General features: G+C 55.0%; 15 protein-coding genes and 1 pseudogene. 11 read left to right on the top strand and 5 right to left on the bottom strand.

What is annotated here, in order from left to right; genetic code table 11:
- The first annotated feature begins 209 nt into the window (after positions 1 to 209).
- The 3 genes and pseudogenes from N4Q37_RS06435 to N4Q37_RS06425 form a co-directional block, all read left to right on the top strand.
- Entirely contained in the window at positions 210 to 1,112 is a 903-nt protein-coding gene (locus N4Q37_RS06435) for a LysR family transcriptional regulator (RefSeq protein WP_260956146.1), read from the top strand.
- Between the two features lie 127 nt (positions 1,113 to 1,239).
- Positions 1,240 to 1,866: a glutathione S-transferase family protein gene (locus N4Q37_RS06430; RefSeq protein ID WP_260956144.1), complete on the top strand. Its 627-nt coding sequence runs from the start codon at positions 1,240 to 1,242 to the stop codon at positions 1,864 to 1,866.
- 55 nt (positions 1,867 to 1,921) lie between these two features.
- Positions 1,922 to 2,801: pseudogene (locus N4Q37_RS06425) on the top strand (pyridoxamine 5'-phosphate oxidase family protein); the annotation flags it as partial.
- Positions 2,802 to 3,004: 203 nt separating this feature from the next.
- On the opposite strand, the gene N4Q37_RS06420 reads toward N4Q37_RS06425, so the two are convergent.
- Complete coding sequence (locus N4Q37_RS06420; RefSeq protein ID WP_260956142.1) at positions 3,005 to 3,397, bottom strand: limonene-1,2-epoxide hydrolase family protein; 393 nt, start codon at positions 3,395 to 3,397, stop codon at positions 3,005 to 3,007.
- Positions 3,398 to 3,703: 306 nt separating this feature from the next.
- On the opposite strand from N4Q37_RS06420, the gene N4Q37_RS06415 reads away from it, so the two are divergent.
- On the top strand, positions 3,704 to 4,756 hold the full coding sequence (locus N4Q37_RS06415) for a LacI family DNA-binding transcriptional regulator (RefSeq protein WP_260956141.1): 1,053 nt from the start codon (positions 3,704 to 3,706) through the stop codon (positions 4,754 to 4,756).
- A gap of 42 nt (positions 4,757 to 4,798) precedes the next feature.
- On the opposite strand, the gene N4Q37_RS06410 is transcribed toward N4Q37_RS06415, so the two are convergent.
- From N4Q37_RS06410 to N4Q37_RS06400, 3 genes are read right to left on the bottom strand one after another with little or no spacing between them, the layout of a single operon-like run.
- Positions 4,799 to 5,602 carry an SDR family NAD(P)-dependent oxidoreductase gene (locus N4Q37_RS06410; RefSeq protein WP_260956139.1) on the bottom strand — a complete coding sequence of 268 codons (804 nt, stop codon included), beginning with the start codon at positions 5,600 to 5,602 and terminating at the stop codon, positions 4,799 to 4,801.
- On the bottom strand, positions 5,599 to 6,567 hold the full coding sequence (locus tag N4Q37_RS06405) for a zinc-binding dehydrogenase (protein WP_260956137.1): 969 nt from the start codon (positions 6,565 to 6,567) through the stop codon (positions 5,599 to 5,601). The genes N4Q37_RS06410 and N4Q37_RS06405 overlap by 4 nt, the downstream gene beginning before the upstream one ends.
- Positions 6,564 to 7,454, bottom strand: coding sequence for an isocitrate lyase/PEP mutase family protein (locus N4Q37_RS06400; protein WP_260956135.1), 891 nt, complete (start codon positions 7,452 to 7,454; stop codon positions 6,564 to 6,566). The genes N4Q37_RS06405 and N4Q37_RS06400 overlap by 4 nt, the downstream gene beginning before the upstream one ends.
- A gap of 290 nt (positions 7,455 to 7,744) precedes the next feature.
- Here N4Q37_RS06400 and N4Q37_RS06395 point away from each other — a divergent pair, with 290 nt between their 5' ends.
- The 7 genes from N4Q37_RS06395 to N4Q37_RS06365 all read left to right on the top strand — a co-directional run bounded on the left by N4Q37_RS06395 (position 7,745) and on the right by N4Q37_RS06365 (position 16,781).
- On the top strand, positions 7,745 to 8,314 hold the full coding sequence (locus N4Q37_RS06395; RefSeq protein WP_260956133.1) for a VOC family protein: 570 nt from the start codon (positions 7,745 to 7,747) through the stop codon (positions 8,312 to 8,314).
- A 13-nt stretch (positions 8,315 to 8,327) separates the two neighbouring features.
- Positions 8,328 to 9,503 carry an alpha/beta hydrolase gene (locus N4Q37_RS06390; RefSeq protein WP_260956131.1) on the top strand — a complete coding sequence of 392 codons (1,176 nt, stop codon included), beginning with the start codon at positions 8,328 to 8,330 and terminating at the stop codon, positions 9,501 to 9,503.
- Between the two features lie 219 nt (positions 9,504 to 9,722).
- Positions 9,723 to 13,244, top strand: coding sequence for an indolepyruvate ferredoxin oxidoreductase family protein (locus N4Q37_RS06385; RefSeq protein WP_260956130.1), 3,522 nt, complete (start codon positions 9,723 to 9,725; stop codon positions 13,242 to 13,244).
- Complete coding sequence (locus N4Q37_RS06380) at positions 13,241 to 13,759, top strand: DUF1993 domain-containing protein (RefSeq protein ID WP_260956128.1); 519 nt, start codon at positions 13,241 to 13,243, stop codon at positions 13,757 to 13,759. The genes N4Q37_RS06385 and N4Q37_RS06380 overlap by 4 nt, the downstream gene beginning before the upstream one ends.
- Before the next feature lie 45 nt (positions 13,760 to 13,804).
- Positions 13,805 to 14,989 (top strand): acyl-CoA dehydrogenase family protein, encoded by a 1,185-nt coding sequence (locus tag N4Q37_RS06375; protein ID WP_260956126.1) that lies wholly within the window; start codon positions 13,805 to 13,807, stop codon positions 14,987 to 14,989.
- A complete protein-coding gene (locus N4Q37_RS06370; protein WP_260956124.1) occupies positions 14,986 to 15,756 on the top strand; it encodes an SDR family NAD(P)-dependent oxidoreductase in 771 nt (256 codons plus the stop codon). The genes N4Q37_RS06375 and N4Q37_RS06370 overlap by 4 nt, the downstream gene beginning before the upstream one ends.
- On the top strand, positions 15,753 to 16,781 hold the full coding sequence (locus N4Q37_RS06365; protein ID WP_260956123.1) for a phosphotransferase: 1,029 nt from the start codon (positions 15,753 to 15,755) through the stop codon (positions 16,779 to 16,781). Before N4Q37_RS06370 ends, N4Q37_RS06365 begins: the two co-directional genes overlap by 4 nt.
- 90 nt (positions 16,782 to 16,871) lie before the next feature.
- Here N4Q37_RS06365 and N4Q37_RS06360 read toward each other — a convergent pair whose 3' ends face one another.
- On the bottom strand, positions 16,872 to 18,668 hold the full coding sequence (locus tag N4Q37_RS06360) for an acyl-CoA dehydrogenase (RefSeq protein WP_260956121.1): 1,797 nt from the start codon (positions 18,666 to 18,668) through the stop codon (positions 16,872 to 16,874).
- Positions 18,669 to 19,056 lie beyond the last annotated feature (388 nt).

The raw sequence follows: 19,056 nt of genomic DNA, 5'->3' as shown, positions 1-19,056 counted from the left end.
AGCGCTAATCAATTGCATCATGAGTTAGTGATGACTGGCTCATCATTAGAGCTGTCATCATCTGAATCCACCACTCATGGTGCATATCAGATAGCGGTCGGAGCCGAGCAGGCTTGTTCCGCCAGTGCTGATTGGGTGCAATGCCAACAGGGCTTAGTGAGCCAGTTTCGAATATAAGTGCCGATATGGCAGTAGTAGGAAATTAATCCATGGACCGATTTCAGGAGATGCAGATTTTCGTCACAGTAGCCCAAGTGCAAGGCTTCTCCACGGCGGCACGGCAACTGGGGATGTCGCCGGCCAGTGTCAGTCGGGCAGTAGCAGCACTGGAGGCGCGTATTGGTACTCAGTTGCTGACGCGTACTACCCGCACCGTCAATTTGAGCGAGGCCGGTCAACGTTATCTGGAGGACTGTCGGAGAATTCTCGCAGAGGTACAGGAAGCCGAAGATTCGGCGGCCGGGAGTCATGCCCAACCCCGCGGGCAACTAACGATCACTGCTCCGGTTTTTTTCGGTCAGCTATTCGTTACGCCGATCATGGTGGATTACCTTGATCAATTCCCGGAAGTCAGCATTAACGGCGTATTGGTCGACCGCGTGGTGAGCATGGTCGAGGAAGGCATCGATGTGGCTGTACGCATTGGTGAGTTACCCGACAGTAACCAGCACGCGATTCGGGTCGGTGAAGTGCGGCTGGTGATTTGCGGTTCTCCAGACTTCCTGGCAGCCCGTGGCCGGCCTCAGCATCCCGAGGATCTCTACGGGCTGCCCATAGTCGCGACCTCTGCCATTGGGCAGCAGAGAAGTTGGCTATTTCTGAAGGCAGGAAAGTCGCTGAGCATTCGTCCAGAACCACGACTGGTAGTCACTGCCAATCAAGCGGCCATCACGGCCGCTTGCCTGGGGCTGGGATTAACCCGGGTTCTGTCTTATCAAGTAGCGAGCAATATTGCGGCCGGTGAGCTGGAAGTTGTTCTGGCAGATTTCGAGATCCCCCCTTTACCCGTCCATGTTGTTTACCAAGGTAGGCGCAAGGCCCCAGCGCGGGTTCGTAGTTTTGTGGATTTTATCGTGAGAGCGTTGCGCGAAGATCCTGCCTTGAACGGTTAAAACGCTATTGCGCTGGATGAAATAATGGATTGCATTCTATGAGTACTCTGTTGTGTTGAAAGTGGATGGAAGATAGCTCCCGCGCGTTGTTCACGATGGAACGGAGCCATCACCCAGCGGAGTCGCTATGCCCGCTATTAAGCTCTATCATTTCCCCCGTTCTGGCCACGCACACCGCGTGGAACTGATGCTGTCGCTGCTTCAACTGCCGACTGAGCTGGTTTTTGTCGATCTGGTCAATGGTGCGCATAAGCAGCCGGATTTCCTTGCGCTCAACTCCTTTGGGCAGATTCCGGTGTTGGATGATCAGGGCGTGGTTCTGGCGGATTCGAACGCCATCCTGGTGTACTTGGCAAACAAATACGGTGACGGCCGCTGGCTGCCAACCGACCCGGTCGGTGCCGCCAAGGTTCAGCGTTGGTTGTCTGTCGCAGCAGGGCCGCTAGCCTCTGGTCCGGGCATCGCCAGGTTGATCACTTTATTTGGTGCACCTTATGACGCCGAAGAGGTGATTGGTCGCTCTCATGCCTTGCTCAAAGTGATTGACCAAGAGTTAGCTGATACTGCTTATCTGGCCGGCAACGAGCCAACCATCGCCGATGTTGCGGTCTATAGCTACACAGCGCATGCACCCGAAGGCAATGTGTCACTGGAGGAGTACACCAACGTTCGGGCCTGGTTGGCACGGATCGAGGCCTTGCCAGGGTTTGTCGGTATGCCGCGCACCATCGCCGGTTTGCAGGTAACTGCCTGAAGACCACGGCCTGACTTTTTGTCAGGCTGTTCACATTGTGCGCAGGAGTGGCGTTATGAACCGTTCACCTTGGCATGCCGGCGAGAAACAGTTGCAAGCCCATTTAGGGATTGCCGAGCAGATGGAGGTGTACGGTCGAAAAGCTATACGCAGCGAAATGCCGGACCAGCATCGCCAGTTCTATCAGCAGCTTCCCTTCATGTTGTACGGTGTGGTGGATGCCGATGGCAACCCGTGGGCCAGTATTCTTGAAGGGCCGTTGGGCTTCGCTCATTCTCCCGCACCTTCGCTGTTGCTGTTGGATTGCCTGCCGGCCGCCGATGATCCTGCTCAGTTGCATCCCGGGGCAGCCATCGGCCTGTTGGGTATCGAGCTGCACACCCGGCGGCGCAACCGAATCAATGGCCGGGTTGGGGTCATGACGGCGAGCGGCTTCGGCGTATCGGTGGGGCAGTCTTTCGGCAACTGCCCAAAATACATTCAATTACGGCAATTTCATTCGGTGCCGTTGGCGGATCCTTCGATGCGTATCGTCCAGCATCTCGATGGATTGGATGATGCGGCCAGAGCGATAATCACCGAGGCGGATACCTTCTTTGTCGCCAGCTACGTGGATGTCGATGGCTGACGCCCGGTGGATGTTTCTCGCCGGGGTGGCGAGACCGGTTTCGTGCGCATTGATGGCAGTCGCCTGACGATTCCAGACTTTGCCGGTAACCGGTTTTTCAATACCTTGGGCAACCTGCTGCTCAATCCGCGTGCCGGATTGTTGTTCATCGACTTCAACTCCGGCGACCTGTTGCTGCTCAGCGGCCGCATCGAGATTATCCTTGGCCTCTCAAGTCGAATTCGTTCAAGGGGCTGAGAGAATTTGGGTATTCGAGGTGGAAAGCGTGATACGCCGTCCCGCGGCGCTTGTTCTGCGCTGGCGCTTTCCCCCAGCACCTTAACGACAGGTACCTGTGAGGACTCGTTTGCAAGTTCAGGAGTGACGGGTTGTTGAAGAATGAGCGGCAGTAATATGTGCTTGGCGGGAAGCCGCGACAGCCGCCTGATCAGCCCGGGGTTCGCCAGGCAATGTTCAGGTCGGTGAGTCGGGGCTTTCCTCAGGCTAATTGGAGCGAGCGAAGGTGCAGGCTCAGAGCGCGATATTTGCGCGTTCCGCTTGACGCGTAAGATCGCCGAGATCGAAATAGTCTCGCCATTCGACGATTTCACCGTTTCGAACGCGGAAACTTCCCATCAGTGGAATGGAGATACGTCCGCCATCTTCAGTGATGAAGTCGTCAACCCGCTCTGTGAGCACGACCTCCCCGGCAGCTGCGATTGCGACTGTCTTCCAGCTTGATGTTAGTCGACTGCCCATGCCAAAAGCATGGGCAAACTCGCGAGCAGCCTCTCTTCCATTGATGGGGGGCAGTGGAATGTTGTGATAAAAAACGTTTTCGCTGAGGTGATCCATGGCTTTATCGATCTGCCCTGAGTTGATGTGCTGGATGAAGCTCTCAACGACTTGGATTGGTTCTGACATGATGAGTCTCCTTTGAAGTACCGATGGATACAGGCTCTTTTGTAATACTCTCTAAGTCACGATTTCTGAGTGGCTGTCCTGGCTAGATGCTTGGACGATGCAGGGCGGCTGCACGCGGATTATTTTTGAGGCTGGCAGCAGCATCATTTCAGCACCGTTGAGTGCTCGGTGCAGACTTGCTCGGAGAATCCTTAACCCTGCCTTTCAGTACACGTTATTATTCGCTCAAGCGTTGAACATGGGAAAAACGGAGTGCCATGTTAAGGTGATTCCATCCCGTATCATCCATCCACTACGTGTACCCTAATGACGACAGCAAAAGATCTCGCCAAGCATTTGAATTTGTCCGTATCGACGGTGGGGCGTGCACTTGCCAATGACCCTCGAATCAGTGCAGAGACACGACAGCGGGTCATGAAGGAGGCTGAGCGTTCTGGCTATGTTGCCAACCGCGCGGCCCAAATGATGCGCGGTGGCTCGAGTAAGCTTGTCGGTCTCGTGCTCTCTGATCTAGGTAACAGCCAATACAGTATTGGCGCGCACGCCCTTTCGAAAACTTTGGAGGAGGAGGGCTACCAACTGGTCCTCTCCGAAACCAATGATGATCCCGATGCAGAATTGCGTCAGTTGCGCGAATTGATCAGCGCCAGCGCCGCCGGGATTGTGATTACCCCAACCAAAAATCCGCGTCCCGAAACCATCCGGCTTCTCAAGTCCACGCCGCATGTTCAATGGATCAGGCGACATCCGTCTCTGGGCGAGCAATGGTTTTGTTTCGATAACGTCAAAGCACTTGAGGTCGGTACCGAGCATCTTATCGCCTTGGGCCATAAACGGATTGGTTACATCGGGTTGATGCCAACAACCTTCGCGGGCGAAGAACGCCTCAAAGGTTTTTATATAGCGCAAAAGAACATGGTCATCGATGAGGAACTGATGGTGTTCGGTCCTGGCGCCTCCTCAGAGTTCGGGCGTACGGCCTTGCGACAGCTTCTTGCTTTGAATGAGCCGCCGACGGGTATTGTGCTCGGCTCATTGCAGATCACTCGGGGTATTTTGGATGAGGTGATTGATCAAGGTTTGAGGATTCCCGAACAGTTTTCAGTCGTAGGCTTCGGTGACGAACCTGGCTTCCGCTGGTGGCAGCCCGGCTTGACGACGGTTTCTGTACCGAACGCTCAGATTGCCACGGCGTGTGGCCTTTGGCTTCTGCATCAAATGAAGGTGGGCAGTGCGGCATCGAATACTTCCTTCGGGTCAGTTACGCCCGGAGAGTTAATTGTGAGAGGTAGCTCCGGCGCTCCTAGCAAGTTATTTTCGTCACCAGCTACCGCTCTGGAAAGTCGAGAGCTGCTTTAACGGCTCGGGCATCTCGATAGGTGAAAACACCTATCGAGGCAACTACTGGAAAGCGCGCCCTCCGTCCACGATAAAGTTGCTGCCAATAACGCATGAGGCTTCGTTGCTTAAAAGGAAGACGACAACGTTGGCCACTTCTGCCGCTTGGGACAAGCGACCTAGCGTGTAACGGGAAATGAAGCCTTCCCGGTTCACTCCTTCTCTGGAAAGGAAGCCATCGGTCATGGGGGTTTCGACTGCACCGGGGCAGACACTATTTACCCGAATATCCGGCCCCAATTCTTTGGCAATGGTTCGGCTGTATTGCACTAAGCCTGCCTTGGCGGCGGAATAACCTGCGCTACTGACACCTGGCATTATCGCTGCGAGCGCCGCGATGTTGACGATGGCCGCGCTCTTTCCATTTCCTGCTGCCTCGCGCAAAAATGGAAGTGCTGCCCGACAGGCCAAAAACGGGGCCGTCAGATTAGCCAAGATGCTTTGATTCCAGCGATCCAGGTTGCACTCCTCCAGGGTGCAGACGTCAAGGACCCCCACCGCATTCACCAGTCCGTCAAGACCGCCCATGGATGCGGCACATTCGTAGACGGCGCGCTTGGTTGCATCCTCGTCGCGTAGATCGGCGCATGCGGAATAGCCGCCCGTAACTGCCTGCACCTGAGATAGTGGTGCTTGCCGTCGGCCAATGACCGAGACGATTGCGCCTTCCAAACTGCACCGCTCGGCTATCGCACGACCAATTCCGGTTCCGCCGCCTGTGATAACAATGCGTCTCCCCGAAAGGCGTTGGTGTGCCCCGCTATGCGTCATCGAAAGCGTTTCTGTCTTGCTGAATGGTGAGCTCATACGATTGCCAACAATATTTTTCCGAAGTGTTTGTTGTCCCGCATCAGCTCCTGTGCGGCGCCTGCTTCGGCAAGTTGAGCTATACGGTCTATACGTGGTTTGAGTTTGCCCGCAACGACGAGGGGGATAATGTGCGAGGCAAAAGCTCTGGCGATGGCGGCTTTTTCTTCAATATTCCGAGACCGAAATGTCACTCCGGTAATCTGTGCGCGCTTGAAAGCAAGCATGCCGATATCCAGCGTGTCGCTTGCACCGCCCAGGCGGCCTACTGCAACCATACGGCCGCAAATGGCGAGAGCCTGAAGGTTGCCGTTCAAAGCCCCGCCGCCAACCATGTCGATTATGAGATCTACACCTTGTCCGCCTGTGGCCTCGCGCACAGCTTCGGCCCAGCCGTCCTTCATGGCAAAGGTCTGATCCACTTCCTCGCTCGTTAACTGATCCAGTTTGTCTTGCGAGCGTGCGACGCCAATAACGGTTTTCGCGCCGTTTAACTTGGCTAGTTGCGCAGCAGCTTGACCCACCCCTGAGGTGATCCCCTGGATGAGTACCGTCTCTCCCGCGCGCAATTTACCCTGCGTGATCAACGCGTCATATGCCGTCATGAACCATGCGGGTAACGAGGCGGCAGTCTGCCAGTCAATATCATCCGGCAGTTTTACTGCGATTCTATGGTCGACCTTGGCAAACTCAGCGTGGGACCCGCTTGAAAGCGCCATGACTCGGTCCCCCTCAGAAAAACCGCTGCAACTAGCACCCACTTCGACGACTTCTCCAGCCAGTTCGGTGCCGACGACCGTGTTAGGTGCGTAGTGATCGGGGGTCAGCCCCAGATCTGAGCGATTAAGGCCTGAAACCCTAACGCGAATAAGGAGTTCGCTTTCGCTGATTTTGGGTTTTGGTATATGCGCCAACATGAGCCGGGGTTTATCCGGCGTACTATCATCAACGATGAGCCCTTTCATTCGGTGATACCTCCAGTGACCTTTTCAAGTGATAGCCATTCCTCGGCTTTAACGGCGCTGGCGAGAAGGGCGCGAGCGCGTTTTTCATCCTCCAGCACAGGTGGTGGCGTGCCGTTTATAGCGCTCAAGCGAAGCGCCTGGAGTGCGTCGTCAAACAACGTGCACATTGGCAACAGCAGTGCAAGCGGATACAAGATCTGTGTATAGCCCATACCATGGAGTTCACTGACAGTCAGTGCCGACCAGTCTTTTCCTCCATAAACAACGGCGATAAGCGGCGTGCCACGGAACACCTCTCCGATACGTTCAAGCTCTTCGGGCTTGCGTACGCCTGCGAGAAACAAACCATCCACACCGCTCTTCAAATACAGCTCCGCACGGCGGATTGCGGCATCTAAACTTTGTGCGCCATAGGCGTCGGTGCGCCCGATGATCCACATATCTTTGCTATCACGAGTATCGAGGGCCACCTTCAGTTTTGCCGCGATTTCTTCGTCATGCACCACGCCGACGGCAGCACTCTGGCCGGGACGTTTAAACGCACGTTTTTGATCTTCAAGTACGAGCGCACTGACACCGAGGGCCTCATTTGCACGAACGGTCCGCGCGACGGATTTCACGTCGCCGTAGCCGTCATCGCCGTCGACCATGCAGGGTATTGATGTGGCATCGAGAATGTTGCGAGTTACATCGCAAACGTCTGCAAGACCCGCTATTCCCAGGTCGGGAAGTGCAAAGCGAGCAGCGAGTGCGCCAGAGCCGCTGATCGCGAATGCTGGGAAACCAGCCTGTTCGATCAGTCGCGCAGTGAGCGCATCGTGAGCGCAGGGCATGACCAGCGGCGCTCCTGTGGCGACTAGCTGACTGAAGGTTTGACGCTTTGCCATTCATCACCTCTTGCTTCATTTTTGGTCATGTATCGACCTGCAAATTGCTTAATCTGTGCAATCGTTATAACACACGATTTTAGGATGCTCAAACCTGACGCACTGCAATGGATAGCCCCTATATCTCAAGCTTTTTTGCATATTTATGGACATAAGCGCTCTGAATGCTGACGAATCGTATGGCATTCTCACTTTACAGTTGGCTATAAAAAAACTAACGTTAGCACTGTGCTGAAGGTTTACAGGTCACCCATGCGCTTGCTCAAGCGCAAATCGACAGGAGACAAGTGATGACTAGATGTCCGCGCAATCCCGAATTGCCGCAAATCTTCGGGTTGGATCACGCTGCGTATCGATGCAGGGACGCGCAAGAGACATGTGACTTTTACGAAGGTGTGCTCGGCTTCCCGCTTGAGGTTGCCATGATCAACGAACGGCACCCGACTACAGGGGAGGAGATGCGCTATTTGCACTTGTTCTTCGACATCGGGACCAATGTCCCCGGCGAGTCGTCCTACTTGGCATTTTTTGACGTGGCGGATGTTCCTGATGGTTCAGTCTTTGAATTCAAGCGCCAATGGGGCATGGACCTGCATTTCGCCATCAAAGTAAAAAGTATCGAGGCCATTCATGAATGGCAGGATCGCCTGCAAGAGCGTGGAGTGAAATGCGACGGCCCGGTTGATCACGGAGTCTGCACATCGCTGTATTTTCATGACCCGAATGGCTATCGCTTAGAGTTTATTACTTACTCTGAGGAGAATGCCGAGGCGTGGGAACATCACAAGCGCGATGCTCATAAGTCTTTGAAGGCTTGGAACAAAATAAAGGCGCAGCCTGCCACAGCGCTGAAGGGTTAAGGAGAGGCACATCATGGCAAGCCAAGATCACGTCTTTTCTTGTGAATGGGTACATATAACTTACGAGGAGCGTTCACGTTTCGCCGAAACTTATGGTTACTCGGGCACACAGGGCAAGGTCAATTTAGAGGGCATGCTTCTGCGCCCAACTAAAGGGTCTTCCAAGACCCTCATTATTTTGATGCACCCCAGCTCCACACTGCATTTGCTTCCTGTGCCTCAGGCCTTTGCGCGGTCAGGGTTGCATGTTCTATGCGCGGGCAGTCGTTATCCCAAGAACGATACAGCGCTCATCATGGAGAAAGTTGTTCTTGATCTCGGTGCTTACATTCGCCACGCAAAGGAGTCGTGGGGTTACGAGAAAATCGTCCTCCTGGGTTGGAGTGGTGGTGGATCACTATCGCTGTTTTACCAGTCGCAGGCTGAGACACCTACGATCATCGATACCCCGGCGGGTGACCCTGTCGATATCGCAGGGGCTGGGCTGATACCCGCAGACGCCGTGGTTTTTCAGTCTGCACACGCAGGGCGAGCCTTGAATCTTGCCGAGGTGATTGATCCCTCCGTGCGTGATGAGGCGAATCCGGATGATCGGGATGTGGAGCTCGATATCTACGACCCGCGAAACCCGAACCAGCCGCCATATGCGTCCGAATATGTCGCTCGTTATCGTGCCGCTCAACGGGCTCGTCTTCGCAGGATCACAGACTGGGTGAAAGACACGCTCGAGGAACTTAAGTCCCGCGGCACCGGCGAGCTTGAGCGAGGGTTCGTTGTGCATCGCACCTGGGCTGATCTTCGCTTCCTGGACCCGACGCTCGATCCCAATGACCGTGCGCCGGGCGGGAGACTTCTAGGAGATCCTGAAACCGTAAATTCCGGACCGATTGGTTTGGCACGGTTCTCGACATTGCGTGCCTGGCTTTCGCAATGGTCTCCAGAGGATTCCCGCGCCAATGGTTTTGTATGCGCCGCCGCGATGACCTCTCCGCTTCTTGTGATCGAAGGGAGCGCTGATGATGGTGTTCCTCAGCCCGATTCCAGGCGAATTTTTGAAGCGGCTGGCTCTCAGGACAAAGAAATGCATGTCATCAAAGGGGCAACGCATTACTACGCAAATCAGCCTGAGCAGATCGCCGAGGCGACAAACATTGTCCGTAGGTGGCTAGAGGCTCGCCAGTTGCTTTGAGTCAGCCTGAACGCCGCACGTCCTTAAATGGTTCATAGGGCACCTGCAGCTTTTTCCTATAAGTGAAGTGGCGTTGCAAAGCGCTATCCCACGTGATTTTTCGTTTTAGCGTGTCCTGGGTTTTCGCGGTTTCGGCATGCGCTGATGCCGCCGACTCCGGCGCACGCCGTAACGGCGTGGCCAACAAACTCAAAGCCGTTCACATCTCTGGAGTCCGAAATGGCAGTGTTAGATAAACCACGCCAAACCAAGCTTGAAGATCGCTATGAGCTGCGTGAGGGGGTCGTCGCTCTGTCTGGCACGCAGGCGCTCTCCCGTTTGCCGCTTGAGCAGCGCTGGCGCGACCAGAGCGTTGGTCTTAACACGGGTGGCTTCATCTCTGGTTATCGCGGTTCTCCCTTGGGCTCCTATGACATGGAGCTGATGCGGATCAGAGCCAAGCTGAGCGAGCTGAACGTCGAATTCTTGCCTGGAGTTAACGAGGATCTGGCTGCAACCGCCGTTTGGGGGACGCAATACGTCAACCTCTATCCCGGTGCCAAGGTCGATGGAGTGTTTGGTATTTGGTATGGCAAAAGCCCCGGCGTTGATCGCAGTGGCGATGCCTTTCAACACGCCAACACCGCGGGCACAGCACCAAGCGGCGGGGTGATTGCTCTGGTTGGAGATGATCATGCGGCTAAATCATCTTCTCGATCTGCGCAATCGGACATGCAGTTGAAGGCTTGCGGGATGCCGATCCTGTATCCCTCGAACACTCAGGAAATTTTGGATTACGGTCTGCACGGCATCGCCATGAGCCGATATGCAGGTCTTTGGGTCGCGATCAAACTGGTTACGGATGTCGTGGAAACAACCTCGACCGTCGAAGTCGGCCCGAATCGCGCACGTCCCGTACTCCCCGCCATGCCCACACTGGCGCCGAAGGGGGTGCATATTCTTGCCAACGAGCCGCCGCTTGAAATGGAAGCGCGGCTTTATGAGCATCGAGTTCCTGCTGCCATCGCTTATGCGCGGGCCAATGGGCTCAATCGAATTATGCTGACTCCAATCAGACCCAGGTTGGGTATCGTTTCTGCAGGAAAAAGTTGGACTGATACGCGCAGCGCTATGAGCGATCTGGGGCTGACCGATGAAGTCGCCACGAATGAGGGTATACGCCTTCTAAAGCTGGGCATGACTTATCCGATCGATCCGCAAATCGTTGAAGCGTTTGTGAAAGATCTGGACTGTGTATTGATCGTCGAAGAAAAACGGCCCTTTGTTGAGGAGCAAGTTCGCGCCATCCTGCAAGCGGGAGGGCAGCATGTGAAGGTTTGGGGTAAGGCGGATCCGTCTGGTGCAAGCCATACGTCTGAAGGTGTGCCTTTATTGCCAATGTCGGGAGAGCTTTCTCCCAAAATCATTTCCCGCACCATCGCAGGGCTGGTTGGTCTGAAGGCTCTTGCATCTGACGAGGAGGGTGGCGGGCTTTCACTCGATGTGCCGGCGCTGTTGCGCACTCCGAATTTTTGTTCGGGCTGTCCGCACAATCGATCCACTGTGGTGCCTGATGGCAGTCGAACGATGGCTGGGATCGGTTGCCATGGCATGGCTATGTGGATCCGGCCCGAGACCACTGGCACTGTGACCCACATGGGTGCTGAAGGAATGTTCTGGGTTGGGCAATCACGTTTCACCACCGAAAAGCACGTTTTTGTGAATCTCGGGGATGGCACTTTTTTTCATTCTGGAAGCATGGCGATTCGACAGGCAGTCGCCGCCCGAGTGAGAGTGACGTACAAACTGCTTTATAACGGATATGTCTCGATGACCGGCGGGCAGCTCGTGGACGGTGAGCTAACGGTCCCGCGTGCAATTGATCTGGTCCGCGCCGAGGGGGTGGAGCGGATCGTGCTCGTAACCGATGACGTGACGCGCTATCACGGAGTCAGTCTGGCGCCAGGCGTCGATTTGCGCCCTCGCAATGATCTGGATGCGGTGCAGCGAGAGCTCCGTGAGTTTGAGGGCGTGTCGGTGCTGATTTACGACCAGGCCTGCGCCACTGAGCTACGGCGCCAACGCAAACGCAACCCTGCAATCGATGTGGCGAGGCGTGTTTTGATCAATGCCGAGGTGTGCGAGGGCTGCGGCGATTGTGGTCGAAAATCCAACTGTATGTCGATTGAGCCGCTCGAAACAGAATTGGGCCGCAAGCGAAAAATCAATCAGTCGAGCTGCAACAAGGATCTCACCTGTGTTGAGGGATTCTGCCCAAGTTTCGTGACTGTCCGCGGCGGAAAGCTTAAACGCCAGGTAGGTGTCAGCGCGAATGCCTCAGACAGATGGGGCGATTTGCCGGAGCCGATTCTGCCCGATACCAAGGGCGGATATGGGGTGCTCGTTGCCGGTATTGGAGGCACAGGTATTGTAACCATCGGGGCAATCCTGAATATGGCTGCAACCCTTGAGGGGCGTGAAAGTAGTGTGCTTGATGTGACGGGCATCGCTCAGAAATACGGTGCTGTGATGTCTCATCTGCGTTTTGCTCCAGCAGGCGAGACGCTGCGAAGCTCCCGGTTAGGTTTGGGCGAGGCAGATCTTGTCATCGGTTGTGACCTGATTGTGGCTTCCGGTGAAGAGGCGGTCAGCAAGCTAAGCCTCAGCCGGAGCCATGCCGTCATCAATTCTGTTATAGCGCCAACTTCGGACTTCCCTAAACGACCTGACTGGAAGGCCAATGCCGAGGGGCTAATAGAGCGCTTAAGCGTGACGACTGGAGGGAAGATTCACACACTTGAGGCCAGCCACATAGCGACAGGCCTGATGGGCGATACCCTCGCAGTGAACATGTTCATGCTGGGCTTTGCTTGGCAGCAGGGGCGTGTCCCTGTCGGCCTCAAGTCGCTTCATCATTCGATTGAGCTCAACGGAGTGAAGGTGGATTTCAACATTCAGAGTTTTGAATGGGGACGTCGCATGGCTGTCGATCCAGAGGCTGTTCGCCGCGAGTGGATGAGCCAAGCCAGGTCGGGCAATGAAAGTGTTGTGCGGATCATTGAGCCCAATCCTGGCGTGAATGACATCGTTGAAGATCGCAGCTCGCGTCTCATCGCATATCAGGGGAAGGCTTTAGCCAAGCGATATACGAGCGCTGTGAAACGTGCACAGGACAAAGATGCTGAAATGGGGGCCGAGGGCGCTTTGGCCAGTGCCGTAGCGCGGTATTACTACAAGTTGCTAGCGCACAAGGACGAGTATGAGGTGGCGCGGATTTACTCTTCCCCCGCGTTTCGCGAAGAGGTCGAGAGCCAATTTGAAGGTGACTACCGGCTGCACCTAAACCTTGGGGCGTGGCCGTTTTCAAAGAGGGACCCCGTCACGGGAAACCTACAAAAATGCGAAGTAGGTTCCTGGGTGTTCCCGATCATGCGGGCTCTTAAATCGATTCGAGCCATTCGCGGAACGCTGATTGATCCGTTCCGCTACAACGCGGAAAGCAAATTGGCGCGCGAGCTTCTCAAGAACTATGAGGAGGATTTGGTTCTGATTAATGAGTGCACGGGTAGGCAACAAGGCATTGCTGATGCGTTAGCCCTGGCTTCACTGCCTGAGAAAATTCGTGGCTATGGGCATGTGCGCGCCGACCACGCCAACAAGATTGCTGGTGAACGTGTGACGCTTCGGGAGAGGCTTCGCAATGTGCTCTCCCAGGGCGAGGCTCCGAAGAACACCGTCCTGGAATGCAAGGAGAGCCTATGACAGTTTCACTTTTTGATGCGCTGGTGCCTTCCTGGATACAAGTTCTGGAATCCATGTCCGGTCTGATGGATAAGGCCGAGCACCATTGCGCAGTGTGCGGAGTGGAGCCACAAGTGCTGATCAATGCGCGTTTGGCGCTTGATATGCGCCCGCTGAGCTATCAGGTCAAGGCCGCTATAAGCCATTCCAGTGGCGCTATCAATGCGGTGCGCCGGGGCCGGTTTTCGCCCGACCTTTCGTGGCCTGAAAGCTTCGGTGCAATGAAGGGGGGCGTGGATATAGCGATTGAAGAGCTGTCAGCTTTAGACAAGGATGAAGTCAATGCTTTTGCTGATAAGGACCTTCTCTTCATGGCGGTGGATTACCAAGCCGAGTTTACGGCTGAAAATTTCCTGCTCTCGTTCTCGTTACCGAACTTCTATTTCCACACCTCCATAGGCTACGCCATCTTGCGCGCGCAAGGCCTCGACATTGGAAAGATCGACTACCTAGGCAGACTTCGAAAGAAGTGCTGATAACCCGACGCAACTCGCCATTCCTTGACGCAGACGGATGACATGATGAACTTTAATCTATCCCCTGAGCTTGAAAGCCTGCGTGATCACACGCGGCGATTCATTGCTGACAAGATCATTCCTTTTGAAAATGATCCACGCCAAGGCGCGCATGGTCCAAGCGCAGATTTGCGCCGAGATCTGGTCGAACTGGCCCGCGCCGAAGGACTTTTGACGCCACATGCAGGTAAAGAGCTGGGCGGTTTGGGTCTCAGCCACATTGAAAAGGCGGTGGTATTTGAAGAGGCTGGCTATTCGTGGCTCGGCCCCACTGCAATGAATATTCACGCACCCGATGAGGGCAATATTCACTTGATGGAGGCGGTTGCTACACAGGAACAAAAGGAACGTTGGTTGCGCCCGCAAGTCGCGGGGCAAACTCGCTCTTGTTTTGCGATGACCGAGCCTTCCCCTGGGGCGGGGGCAGATCCAAGCATGCTCCAGACCAGTGCTGTTCGCGATGGCGATACCTTCATCATCAATGGTTTGAAATGGCTGATCACCGGTGCTGATGGCGCCGATTACGTCATCATCATGGCTCGAACGGAGGGCGGTGATGCGACGATGTTTCTGAGTGATATGGACGCCGATGGCATTACGCTAGAACGCAAGATGGATGCGATGGATCGTTGCTTCACCGGTGGGCATGGTGTTTTACGTTTTAGTAACCTACGGGTGCCTGCGGCAAACGTCCTTGGGGAAGTTGGCAAAGGATTTCGCTATGCCCAAGTCCGTCTGGCACCTGCTCGTCTAACCCATTGCATGCGCTGGCTCGGACAAGCACGCCGCGCTCATGATCTGGCAGTGGAATATGCAAGCCGCCGCGAAGCCTTTGGCAGGCCACTTGGCAAGCACGAAGGCGTGGGATTCATGTTGGCCGACAACGACATGGACCTTCAAACCGCCCGGCTTCACATCTGGCATACCGCCTGGATGATGGATCAAGGTAACCAATGCAATTTTGAATCAAGCCGGGCAAAAGTGGTTTGCTCGGAGGCTGAATGGCGCGTGGTTGATCGTGCGGTGCAGATCCTGGGGGGGCAAGGTATGACTGGTGAAACCGCCGCCATGCGCATCTTCACCGATATGCGTGCATTCCGTATCTATGATGGCCCGAATGAAGTGCATCGCTGGAGTATGGCGCGCAAGATCATCAAGGCATTTGAAGATGCGAAGGAGTCGACGCAATGAGCGGATCTGATTGTTTCTCTCTGCTTGGCAAGCAAGCTTTAGTGACTGGCGCATCAAGTGGTCTGGGCGATCACTTCGCTCGGCTTCTCGCGGCTCAGGGCGCACGAGTGGTTGTGGCTGCACGCAGCGTGGAAAAGCTTAAAGCATTGGTTAGCGAAATCTCGGAGAGTGGGGGAGAGGCTCGTGCAGTGGCCTTGGATGTAACCGATCCGGCCAGCGTAAGCCAATGCTTTGACGAAATTGCCGACTGGGGTGTGCCGGACGTTGTCGTCAACAACGCTGGCGTCACTGTTACCCAATCCGCCCTCAAGCAAACTCCGGCTGACTTTGACCTGGTGATGGATACCAACCTCAAAGGAGCCTGGCTCGTCGCCACAGAGGCAGCCCGGCGCATGGTGTCTGTCGGACGTGCTGGCAGTATCGTCAACATTGCCTCAATTCTGGGGGAGCGGGTAGCCGGTGGCGTTGCGCCTTATGCGATTTCCAAGGCGGGCGTTATTCAGGCCACCAAGGCATTGGCGCTAGAGCTGGCGCGTTATGACATTCGAGTCAATGCACTCCTGCCTGGTTATGTCATCACAGCTCTCAATCGTGATTTTTTGCTCGGGGAGCAGGGGGACAAACTTAGGTCACGTATTCCAAGCCGTCGCTTTGTAGAGCTGGCAGATTTAGATGGCCCACTTTTGCTCCTTGCCAGTGATGCAGGTGCCTCGATAACGGGGGCAACGCTGCCGGTAGATGCAGGTCATCTGGTGAGTACGCTATGACTAAGACACTTAATATCCCCGCATTGCAATCCTATCTGTCGGGTCAGGGGCTTGCGGCAGATGGTTTGATCGCTGTTCCGCTCACAGGTGGGCAGTCCAATCCGACCTTTTGCCTTGAAACCAAAACCCGAAAATACGTACTTCGCAAAAGACCCGAAGGCAAGCTATTGCCGGGAGCACATGCGGTCGACCGTGAATATCGTGTCATGCGGGCTCTGGGTGAAACAAGCATTCCGGTACCAGAGATGCTGGCCTTTTGCGAGGACGAGAGCATTCTGGGAGCGCAGTTTTACCTAATGGAATTCCTTGCTGGGCGGGTGATTACCGATCAGTCTTTGCCCGGGATGTCTGCGCATGAGCGCGTTGCGATCTATCGCGAGATGAACAGTCTGATCGCGCGTCTTCATGCGGTTGATTACCGCGCGATTGGACTTGAGACCTACGGCGTGGCGGGCAACTACATCGAACGGCAAGTTCGTCGTTGGTCGCGTCAATGCAGCGAGGCTACTGTGCCGATCACCGCGGACATGCGGCGTTTGATGGATTGGCTGCCGGAGCACGTTCCCACCGACGATGAAACAACCCTGGTTCATGGCGATTTTCGCCTGGATAATCTCGTGTTGCATCCGACTGAGCCCAAGGCGATTGGCATCCTTGACTGGGAGCTGTCCACCTTGGGAGATCCACTGGCGGATTTTTCCTATCACTGTATGGGATGGCACATTCCCCCCACGCTTTGGCGCGGGATCGCAGGGCTGAATCTTGCCAGACTCGGAATACCTGAGGAGTCCGATTACGTGCGCAAATACGTCTTGGCAACTGGCCGCCAGCGTGCGCTCGAACACTGGGATTTCTACATGGCGTTCAACTTGTTTCGGATGGCAGCAATCCTGCACGGGATTGCCCAGCGCGCTGCAGACGGAACAGCAGCAGCGAAGGATGCCACTCAGACTGGGGCTAAGGCGGGTCCGCTTGCGGCGATCGCTTGGCAATGTGCTTTGCGCTATGAGGCGTCGCGTAAATAGTCTGGTATTTGGTTTGGCCGATGCATGAAACACGTTTGATGCCATCTTTCGTGCTTCTGCATCGGCCCTTTTGTTTTTAAAATCGGAACCTCAAAACGTCTTTGGGTTTGCCCTGAATGGAATGAGGTTTGGGGTCTCTAACAGGTCCATCTGGCGATCTGTTTGTGGCAATTCCCATTCAAGGTAATAACGCGCCGCTGTCAGCTTGCCCTCGTAATAGAGTGCTTCGTTTTGCGTCGTATCTTTCTTTTCCTGCGCCACCACTGCTTGCTTCAACCAGAGCCAGGCCACACAGACGCGACCGAATACGTCGAGGTAAATAGTTGCATTGGCCAAGGCCTCGTCAGCATCCTTGGTATGGCGCTCAAGCAAGTCTTGGGTGAGGCGGATCAGGCGTTCCAATCGTTTTTTGAGGTCGCGCGCCAATCCTGGGAGATCTTGGTCCGAGCGTTCCGCTGCCTCGATCGTTGAAGTTACCTGGGCGGCAAATGCATTGACTGCAGCGCCTCCAGAAATTCGTACTTTCCTGCTGAGAATATCCAGTCCATGAATGGCCTCGGCGCCCTCGTGGATTGGGTTGATCCGCTGGTCGCGGAACAGCTGCTCGACGATATACTCCCGCGTATAACCCGCTCCTCCCAATATCTGGATTGCTTGATCGTTCGATGCGCAGCCATATTTTGCGGACCACGATTTGACAATGGGCGTCAGCAGATCAAGCAATAGGCCTGAGCGCTTGCGTTCTTCAATATCTGGATGTGTATGTTGGTCCTCAAACAGGGATGCTGCAAAAAAACACAGTGCCAGTGCTCCTTCGGAATAGCATTTCTGCATCAGGAGCAGACGGCGCACGTCTGCGTGTTTGGTCAGCATCACTTGCGGCGATTTCGGGTCCTTGCTAGACGGCAGCCGGCCTTGCGGGCGTTCGCTCGCATAATGAAGCGAATAGAGAAAACCCCGATAAGCCAGTGCGGCGCTGATGATGCCCACGCCAATCCGTGCTTCATTCATCATCTGAAACATGGCTGCCAGCCCCTTACCTTCTTCTCCTACCAGCCAGCCGACTGCCCCCCCGTTTTCGCCAAAACTAAGGGCGGTAGTGGGCGAGCTGCGCTGCCCCATTTTGTGCAGCACACCGGCAAGGTGCACATCATTGCGCTTCGACAACTTGCCTTCATTGTCGGGAAGCCATTTGGGCGTAAGGAAGAGTGAGATGCCCGCGGCCCCCGCTGGCGCGCCCTTCGTTTTGGCGAGAACCATATGAACTATGTTGTGCGCCACATCCGAATCACCGGCGGAGATATAGATCTTTTGCCCAAAAATGAGCCAGGTTCCATCCTTTTGTGGTTCGGCTCGTGTAGTTATGTCGGCAAGTGCCGAGCCTTGCGCCGGTTCCGTAAGGGCCATGGTGCCGATGGACGTACCGCTGACGAGTTGCGGAATCCATAGCTCCTGCTGCGCCTGAGTCCCGAAGCTGCGAATCAGATTGATGACGCCCTGCGTAAGGAATGGATAGACCGCGAAACTGGTGTTGGCGCTTTGAAAATACGTCTGCACTGCCCGTGAAATGACTTCGGGTACTTGCAGTCCGCCAGCGTCGACGTCGGCGGACATGTCCATGAAGCCACCATCGCAGATCGCACGCCACGCCAAGATGACTTCAGGTGTTGAGACGACTGCGCCGTCCACCATTTGCACCTCCTTCTCGTCGCCCTTCTGATAGAAGGGCAGCAGGTAGCGTTCGGAAGCAGCGCGTGCTGAGCGCAGAATTTCATCATAAATCGTTCGGTCTTGCTCGGCGTATCTCGGGCGCGCATGGAGCGCTGTCGTATCGAGAAACTCATAAAGCAAGAATTCGATTTCTCGATCGCGGACAAATTCAGTCATTTTGGTGCCCTATGGAAGCGTGGACGGATGTGGTTGATCAATGAATTGATCACGTCGTCGCCGGCTCCAGCGTTGCTGGAATCTGGTCTCGTTGCACTGAACTCAACTGCGAGAGGGTGACGACTATGAGTGCTTCATTTGTGCTAACGTTATAGCAGACGTGGTGCGCTTTTCGCTGCTAAATATTTCGGATCTAAGGGGGATTACCTTCTGTTTTTTTGAATAATACTGAGGTGGGGATTTTATTTTGATTTTTTTGTGCTAACGTTAGGCATAACAAGTCAGCCGAAGGATGTCATCCTGGGACTGCTGTAGCGGTGAGCTTCAGGGCTTGCTGGTAGTCCAGGTAGGTCTGTGGCGCGGGCTAACAACAAAAACAATAGTGAGG

Source organism: Pseudomonas citri (assembly GCF_025336485.1).
Taxonomy (GTDB): domain Bacteria; phylum Pseudomonadota; class Gammaproteobacteria; order Pseudomonadales; family Pseudomonadaceae; genus Aquipseudomonas; species Aquipseudomonas citri.
The sequence above is the reverse complement of the archived record's forward strand: the minus strand, read 5'-3'. Positions and strand labels throughout refer to the sequence as shown.